Here is an 8360-nt window from a genome sequence, read left to right on the forward strand (position 1 = left end):
TCAACCGCAGAGCACGGCGGCGCGTACCGGATCGATGGCAACCAGCGCCGCCAGCAACGCCTCCATGCGCCTGGCCAGGGCGGGCTTGTCGGCGTCGTTGCGCTGCGCCTTCAGACGCGTGAGCTTGAGCAGGCGGGCCTTGACCTCGAAATTCAATTCCGGCTCCCAGTCCGCCAGGGCCTGGCGCTCGGCCGTGGCATCCAGCTCACCGAGCAGATGCAGGGCCAGGTCGTTCTTGCCACATTGCTCGGCCACCCGCGCCATCAGCAGGCGCAGCAGCCAGCGCTGGCGACCGCTGTGGATGCCGGGGCGAGCGGCCAGCCAGGCCAGCGCCTGCTCCACGCCGTCACTGTCCGCCTGGGCCAGTGCCTCGCTTTCCAGCGACAGGATCTCGACATCGGCACTGGCCGCTGCCGGGGCCGCTGCGGGCAGGAGTTGGCGCGACTGCTGGGCACAGACGTGCTGAGCGATCCACTCACGGGTGGTCTCGTCGGCAAACGGTGTGCCGTCGTTCCACGCCAGCACCTCCACGCCCGGCAGGCGCTCGAGAAGCATGCCCAGGTCGCGCTTGACGATGTCCGCCCAGCCATCCTGGGGCGGCGGTTGTTTGTTCAGGGCCTGGACCAGATACCACTGCAGGTCCAGCCAGAAATGGTTGACCCCCTCGGCGAACGTGAGCTCGACCTGATCGAGCAATTCGCCCCAGTTCTGTTGCAGATACAGGCGTTTGAGTTGCGCCCTGGATTCGCCCCGGGGCGGTGCCAGGCGCGTGGTGCCGCTGGCGTCCTGCAGGGGCGGCTCGTGCAAGGTGTCCCAGCGCAGGCTTTTCATCAGGCGGTGCGCCGCCAGCCAGCCTTGTGGCTGGTCCCGCAGGTAACCGGCCAGGGACCGGCCGCTGTCCAGCAGGTCGCGCCCGGACTTGATGGCCAGGCTAGCCGATGCGCTGGTCTGGCTGACGGACGGGTGACTGGCACTGTGCTGCGGCACCACGGCATCGACCCCGCCGGACTGCGCCAGGCGCGCCGACAATGCCCCGTGCAGCCCATCGAGTTGCGGCCGCTGGTCCTCGGGCCAGGCTTGCAGCCCGTGCTCCAGCCAGGCAAGCGCCGCCACCGTGCGCTCCGCCTCGGCCTTGACCACTTCCGGGAACAGCAACAGGCTGTCCAGCATCTTGGCGCTGGTCAACCACTCCAGGGCCATCCTGCGACTGTTGGCCCGTTGCGGAAGCACCTCGCCGGCGTAACGCTCGACCAGCGCCGCCAACAGACCCAGGCCATCGGCCAGGCCCTGCTCACCGTCCTTCTGCAGGCGTGCCCACAGGTAATAAGTGGCGATGCGCAAATCCTTGCTGCGCTGGCCGAGCAATTGCTCCGCCAATTGAATGACCTCGTCGACATTCGCGCCGGAGAGCTTGTTGACCTCTTCACGCATGTGCTGGAAATCATCGTCGTAACTCGGATCTTCACCCACCGCTGACTGCGCGCTGATGGGTTGCAACCAGCCTTGCCAGCGGTCGGCTTCGGTACGGGCAAGCACCAGCGGGTCACGTTCGCCCAGGCAGCGATTGATCAGTGTGAGCAGGCTCATGGGTAATTTCCATTCTGTGCATAAGGCTGTGCTTGAGAGCCTTTGCCGAGAAAAATCTGCGCCGGCAGTTCAAAGCCGCGCAACTTCAGCAACGCCAACGGCCCCGCCCCCAGTTCGGTGCGCAAGTGCCAGGTCAGGTCGAGGCCGTCGGGGGCCCTGAGTTGCACGCGGAACTGGCTGTCGGTGTCGTTGAGCGCAGTGACTTTCGCCTGTTCGAACAGGCGGATCAGGCCCCAGGTGCCTTCGTAGTCGCCGAACAGGCGCTCGTTGGCCTGCACGCTGATCCAGCTCAGGCGCGTGCCCGGGTGATGGCTGAAACCCGGCCAGCTGAAGCGCTGCCAGCTTTCCTTCTGGTTGAAGTATTCATGCTTTTCGCCGTTGAGGATGAAGGTGGTCTGCACCACGTCGCGCACCGGTTTGCCGCGCAACTCGAAGCTCAGGCCCATGCCGCCATCGGTGTAGAGCACGTCGGCGAGGTGGCTGAGCTGGTTGACCGCCGCGAGGAACTGCGGATTGAAGTGCAGGCCCTGGCTGTGCCGCGCGTCGGGCACCCAGCGGCTGCCTTCCTTGCGCAGCACGCCACCCAGTTGCTGCTGGAGGAACTGGTCGATGCGCCCGGCGTCGGCACGGATCATCTGCCCGAGCATCGGCAACGAGGCATCGCTGCCGGCGGCGGCAAAGGGATAGCGCCCGGCAAACGCGCCCTGCCAGTCACGCACGATTGCCCGCTGCCACTGGCTGTTGAGGCCGGCCACCGAGGGTTGCAGGACTCGCTGCCAGGCCTGCTCCAGCGGCTGCACGAACAGCGTCTGACCGATGCCGTCCCACTCGGCGCCGAGGCTGGCGGCGAGCAGGCTGCCGTAGGATTGGGTGTCGGTGAGGTCGACGCTGTGCCCCTGGAACACGCTTTGCGCCAGGGCCTGGGTCATCGCCTGCGGGTTGGGTGCGTTACTCACTTGTTGCAGCTTCAGGCGCACCCGGGTGACGCGGTTGAGGAAGGCTTGCAGGCTCAGGCGTTCGCTGTCGCTTTGGTTGTCGGCGTCTTTGCCGAGCAGGGTCAGCAGTGGCCCGAAGGTGGCGTCCAGTGGGCTGCCAGTACCGGGCACGCCCTGTTCGATCAGCGGTGTAGGTTCTTTGCCGAGCAGTTGCTGCGCCGACTGCACCAGGGAGTCGCCAAGCGCCTGGCGGCGAGTGCCGGCCTGGCCCTGATAGGCCAAGGTGTTCATCAAGGCAATCAGCGGCGACTGGCGCACATCGCTCATCAGCGCCAACTGGTCGATCACCTCGCCGAGGCTGTCGACCGGTTGCCAGCGCAGCTTGTTGAGAAAATCCAGCCAGGCGTGGGCGTAGTCCTGGAAGTAACGGTCGGTCAGGCGCTGCTTGAGCTGCTCCGGGCTGAGGTCGGCGGCGAGACGCCCCGGATTGTCGCTGAGCACCCAGTCAATCTCCTCGCGGCGCGCCTCGGCGATGGCCTCGATGGCCGGGCGCACCTGCCCTTCCCAGGCCTGGCGGGTGAACACGCCGGGCACCTGCGCCGACGTGGCAAACAGCCCCGCCGCCTCGGTGTCGCCGACCATCTGCGCCAGCCCCAGGGCCGGGGCGTGATTGGCTGCGTTGTCGAGCACGGTTTGGTACAGGGTCGCTTCGCCGTTGCGCTGGCCTAGCTGGCTGATCAGCACCTGGCGGACCTGGGCCACCAGCTTGGGATCGGCGTCGATGCGCCACTCTGGGTGGGCGGCCAATTGTTCGGCGTAGAACTGCCACAGGGCTGGCGCCAGTGCTTGCCAGAGGCCAGGGGAAAAGTCCGCGCGTTGCGGTTCGGCGTCGGTCAGGGCCTTGGCGAGGAAGGCTGGATCGGTTTTTTCCGGGCGGGCCAGCATCAGGTAGGCCTTGAGTTGCGCGTAGGCGGATTGGGCGCGCTTGGCGCGTTCGGGGCTGTCCGGGGGCAGCTTGACCAAGGCGTTGAGCCGGGCCTTGAGAGTGGCTGCCGCCGGGTCACGCAGCAGGCGCTGGTTGGCTTCGACGTAACGCGGCCATAGCGTGGCCAGAAGTGCATCGTTCTGGTTCAGGCCGAAACGTTGGTACCACGGGGTGCCGTGGTTGGCGCGGTAGTCCAGGCGGCCGAGTTCGCGGGTCAGCTCGTTGAGGGCGCTCAATTGCGCGTCGCCGGGGGCGGCGTGTTGCAGGGCGCTGAGTGAGGTTTGCAAATGGTTGATCTGCACGCGGTTGCTGATGAACGACAGCAGCAGGCCGGCGCCCCAGACCAGGGCCACGGTCAACGCCAAGCCATAAGCGATGCGTGGTGCGCTATAGCCCAGACGATGGTTCCTGTGCTTTGGCGCGCCGAGCACACCCTGCCATGCCGGATCCATGGGCCAGAAGTGATCGTCTTTTTCAGTCGTTTTGTCGCTCAATGGCAGGCTGAACCACAACCCGCGCAACGGCACGCTTCGACGGGAGCCGCCAAACCATGGCGTCAGCGCCTTGCGCCAGCGGGCCACGCCTCCAACCTCCAGGTCCCGCGCCAGACGCACCAGAAAGTCATGGCCCATCACCTTGTTCATCTGTGCCCAGCCTTCCTGACGCAGGAGGCCCAGTAGACTGTGCAACGACGTTTCCAGCTCCGTCGCGGTGAGGCGTGACGGCAGTGCACAACCGACCGCCTGGCTTGGCCGTTTGTCCTGCACCCAGTTACTTGCACAGACCTGCCACAGGTGCAGCGGCAGCGACCAGCCGAGCGTACCCGCGAGGTCTTGCAGGTGCCGTGCGCCTTTACCCATGTGGTAGCCGTCGGCGCTCTGTTCGGCATTCACCGCCCAGACCACGCCGTCGAGAGCGCGCCAGCGGGTCAGGCGGCGATAGCGCTCGATCAACACATCGTCCAGCTTGTTTTGCACACTGCCGCCCCAGAGCAGCACCGTGTCCTCGTCAACCAACCAATGTTCGCAGGTCAGGCCAGGGGCAATGGCCTGGATTTGTTCGGGTTCGCCGACGATGAGCATTAGTCGGATCTTGGGATGCCAAAAGCCGCGGTGCCGCGCCCGCTGCGAAGTTCTAAACCTGGCTTCCCATTGTTTGTCCTCGGCGCCAGCCGAATTTGCAGGAGGTATTTGCGCGGGCTGGGGTGGCACTTCTTTCGACTCAAACGGTTGATAAGTCGCACTCCCTATCCACCGGCCTAACAATTGGTACCCGCCCAGGACCACCATTACGAAAAGGGTCGTCGCCGAGCTCAGCGAAAGCCAGAACGTTTGTCGCGCACTACCCGGCTCCATGCCCAATGACTCGGGGTGACGCCAGAGCAGCACACTCAAGACCAATCCAGCCAGCAACAGCACTCTCGCCAGCACACCCAACCCTACAGAGAGTCGAAACTGCATTCGATATTCCTATTTCGAAAGGGGTGACACGGGCATCAACACCGTGCTCCAAAGGCCATCAGCGGTAGCACCGCCACTAAAAATGAACTGAGGCCCGCCGCCACGCTCAACCGTTTGCGCCGCGGCGGCTATCGCCAGCCAAGGTGATGCTTTCCCCGCATGACCCAGCAACGCGTCGAGGTTGCAGAAATTCTCCGGTGGCTTGGCCGGCATGGCGAGATCAAGCAACACGCTCTCGATCTGGGGTTGCGCGCCTACACCAGCCCGCCAGACCTGTTCAATCGATTGTGCTTGCAACGGTACCCAGTCGAGAGCCTGACGCGCGGTATAAAGCAAACCGGCATGGGTAGACTTGCGTCGCTGTTCTGGACGATGAAGATAGGCAAAAGGCGGTAACACCGACTGGGTGAGCCGGTTGCCGAACAACACAGCAACGGCCACTTCTGCCGTGCCCTCAGGCTGATCTGGTGCGAGCTGCACTGCCAACACCATCAGCAACGACTGATCGTCAATACGCTGATCCAACCAGCGATCCACCGCTTCCAATCCACGGCCATCAACCGGAACCAACGTTTGGCGAATGCCGGATTCTCGCCATGCCTTACGCCATGCAGGGCGCCATTGGTCCTCCGTAAGCCTGCAATCGACCTCCAACAACAGGGCTAAAGGTTTATCGTCAGGCAATTGTGCAAGGATTGGTGCCAAGTCGGCGAACGACCGTGTCAATACGCTCAAGAACAAAGCTTCGAGGTCCTCAGCTTTATCTTCAGGCAAACGGCTGTGACTTAATGGCGCACCGTCCATCCGGAACGGTTGCGCTTTCAGTGCTTCACTTCCGCTTAGCAGCGCATCGAGTTGCCCTGCCGGCCCGGCCGATGGACCTCGCAGCGCGGTGTAAAAGCTCCCCCCTAAAACCTGTAGACAGCGTCGACCTTTCCGAAGCCGTCGGATCAGGTCCCTTTCGCGTGCATCATCCCAACCATCGGCAGCAGACTGCTTGCCTATATGTAATACCACTCGCGCAAATACCAGCACACACCAGCCTAGGAGTGGCAGGCCCAAAGCAAGACGCCAGAAATCAACTGGCTGCTGGTGCAATGGTCCATCAGCGAACAAGAAGCTCGCCCCCACGCCGAGCAACAAGCACAGCAAAAAAAAGCCAAGCCAAAGCCAGACGCGAGGTCGCGCAGGACGTCGTGCGCGAGCAGGTACAGTATCCAGTCTGACAGGCATAACTAACTCGCAACCAATTTAGTCATTGGACCCAATGAAAAACTTGAGGCACAAGGGTGACTTTTCTTTATTAAAATTTTTCTTTTCACCCAAACAAACATACCTTTCACTCCTCACCCCTTTTCCAATAATCCACTACCTTACTTCCTATCACATTCACTTCTTGGCGATAAGTATCGCTATTCGGCGCATAGGCTCCAGTTTTCTGAAAACTATCGACCTGCATTTCATTCACTTAGCCGCTAGCATCTCACTTGCTTTATACGAAGCTTTACCCAACCTGCCATCGAGTCTTCCAGCGCAACCTTATCACCCCTAACCAAGTAACCTTTCTTGAAATCCTGCAAAGCTGACTCCGCCTCACTGCCATATAAAAAGTCTTCTCTTGAAGCGTACCGGCGATTCTTCACAATACATCTACCAGAGGAATCCACCCATCAACTTGATTCTCGTGCGTCTGGCAACTTATCTTGACCCACCCATTATGAAAATCATTTATCTCGACCTTATCACCCAGCGTCAGATATTGTGCTGGAAGACTTGTTGCATTTGGTGAAAGCGAAACATTACTTTTCTGAGCTGTTATCCTTGCACTCAACGGATGCCCAAGATGTAAAACGCTTTGATCAAATATCTGCGAAACAGTAAGCGTCTCAAACCTCAACCCAGCCATCACACTTGCATTCAAGACAAGATTCATATGTTGGGGAGGAGAACTCGCTTCAACTGCATTTAGCTTAATTTGTGTAAATGATCCGGAAACAGATGACGCATCCAGCCCAAACTCAACAACATAGATATTTTTTGGATATTCCAGGTATATCTTGAACCCGTCACCCGAAGGTTCGAGCCGTACGGACTCCTCTGCTATGTCGTCCACATCCAAGAACTTCATATTTCTTGCCAGAGGAACTTCAAGAGCACCCAGCCGGTAAATTGACATGACGACGCCGTCATCGCTGTAAGCAATACAAATCAAGTTACTTTTTGTTTTTAACTCATGCGAGATCAATTCACCTTGATGCCTTTTACACTCCCCAGCAAAAACCACTCCCCCAAACATAACAAGCACAAGAACCAGGGCCGCCTTACCAGTTTTGTTTGAGATTTTCATAAGCGCTCCGTATTTTTACATCATATCCAATTTGACCTTTGCCATTATACTTTTGCGCGATCTGCAACCAGTCCTTACTCCTCATTGGCCCGATGAGTTTTTTCTCCTTAACCAGGAAAACCTTGAAATACTGCAAGTGCTGCAAAGCACAGTAATTCTGAGCCTCCTCCAACTCTTCAATATTGCTATACAGATGACGATAGTACTCACCCATGACTTGAAACTTACCCCAAGAACATGACTTTATAGCAGCAGCATCATTGATTTCACGCGCACGCTTCAACCTTGAATATTGCTCATCAAGCGAGCCGTATACGTAGGATGCTTCATATACATGAACTATTTTCGGCTCCGACATAGACAACGCATTAACTTCATATTGTGACATCCCAGAAGCAAGCAGAAGCCTACGCATATAATGTCGTTCATAAAGAATCAAAGCATGCCTTTTCCCTGGCTCATACTCCCTAAACGGCGCTTTGTCTCCGGTTTCTGCGACGGCGATTGCCCGTAGCACCTCTCTTTCAACGCCTAACTCGTCAGCAAGTAACTCAAAGTGGTTTTTAGTTACATCCGTCACTCCTAAATCGCAGGGCGTACCCACTAGCCCCTGCTGATAGCAATAACACTTTTTCCGGTCATTATTTAAACGCGTTAGGAGTCCTATCGGATGAAAGTGATACGGCCTCCCCCACGAAGGCAACCCCACTTTTTCCGCCACCTCACTCCACCAACTGATCTGCTCGATCCGCTGCTTCTCCGCCTGCCAATTCCAGTGCGGCGTCGAGCCGCTGTGGCCGAGCAACTCATCCAGCGCATCCCACTTCTGCGTCTGGTGAAACCACTCGCTTTCCTTGCGCAAGACCATCTGGGAAATGGATTGCGCCAACGCCGGGAGTTGCAGAGCCGCCTGTACCTCCTCGGCAGTGATCTTGTCGTCGCCGTTGCGGTCGAGAATCGCGTTCAGGTGGCTTTTCATCGGCCCTTGATTACTTTTCTCGGCCAAGGGGCGAAAGCGCTCGCGTTGTCCTTCGTTAAAACGGCCG

5 protein-coding genes are annotated in these 8360 nt (G+C 59.4%); all 5 read right to left on the bottom strand.

The features are described 5' to 3' along the window. On the bottom strand, positions 1-1587 hold the full coding sequence (tssA, locus tag AC07OG_RS24400; RefSeq protein ID WP_495068312.1) for a type VI secretion system protein TssA: 1587 nt from the start codon (positions 1585-1587) through the stop codon (positions 1-3). Beyond that, positions 1584-4967, bottom strand: a complete 3384-nt coding sequence (locus AC07OG_RS24405; RefSeq protein ID WP_495068313.1) for an ImcF-related family protein — start codon at positions 4965-4967, stop codon at positions 1584-1586. Before AC07OG_RS24405 ends, tssA begins: the two co-directional genes overlap by 4 nt. Positions 4968-4976: 9 nt before the next feature. Next, positions 4977-6200: a KPHS_23130 family T6SS system protein gene (locus tag AC07OG_RS24410; protein ID WP_495068314.1), complete on the bottom strand. Its 1224-nt coding sequence runs from the start codon at positions 6198-6200 to the stop codon at positions 4977-4979. Positions 6201-6606: 406 nt separating this feature from the next. Continuing rightward, positions 6607-7314 carry a hypothetical protein gene (locus AC07OG_RS24415; RefSeq protein WP_495068315.1) on the bottom strand — a complete coding sequence of 236 codons (708 nt, stop codon included), beginning with the start codon at positions 7312-7314 and terminating at the stop codon, positions 6607-6609. Beyond that, positions 7289-8360 (bottom strand): N-acetylmuramidase domain-containing protein (locus AC07OG_RS24420; protein WP_495068316.1); only part of this gene is annotated, 1072 nt, incomplete at its 5' end. The genes AC07OG_RS24420 and AC07OG_RS24415, both read right to left, overlap by 26 nt.

The organism is Pseudomonas sp. GW821-FHT09H03, from assembly GCF_059415945.1.

Excerpts from the sequence above, each read along its gene's own strand:
- AC07OG_RS24410 (WP_495068314.1), bottom strand. The coding sequence starts at position 6,200 with ATGCCTGTCAGACTGGATACTGTACCTGCTCGCGCACGACGTCCTGCG.
- tssA (WP_495068312.1), bottom strand. The coding sequence starts at position 1,587 with ATGAGCCTGCTCACACTGATCAATCGCTGCCTGGGCGAACGTGACCCG.
- AC07OG_RS24415 (WP_495068315.1), bottom strand. The coding sequence starts at position 7,314 with ATGAAAATCTCAAACAAAACTGGTAAGGCGGCCCTGGTTCTTGTGCTT.
- AC07OG_RS24405 (WP_495068313.1), bottom strand. The coding sequence starts at position 4,967 with ATGCAGTTTCGACTCTCTGTAGGGTTGGGTGTGCTGGCGAGAGTGCTG.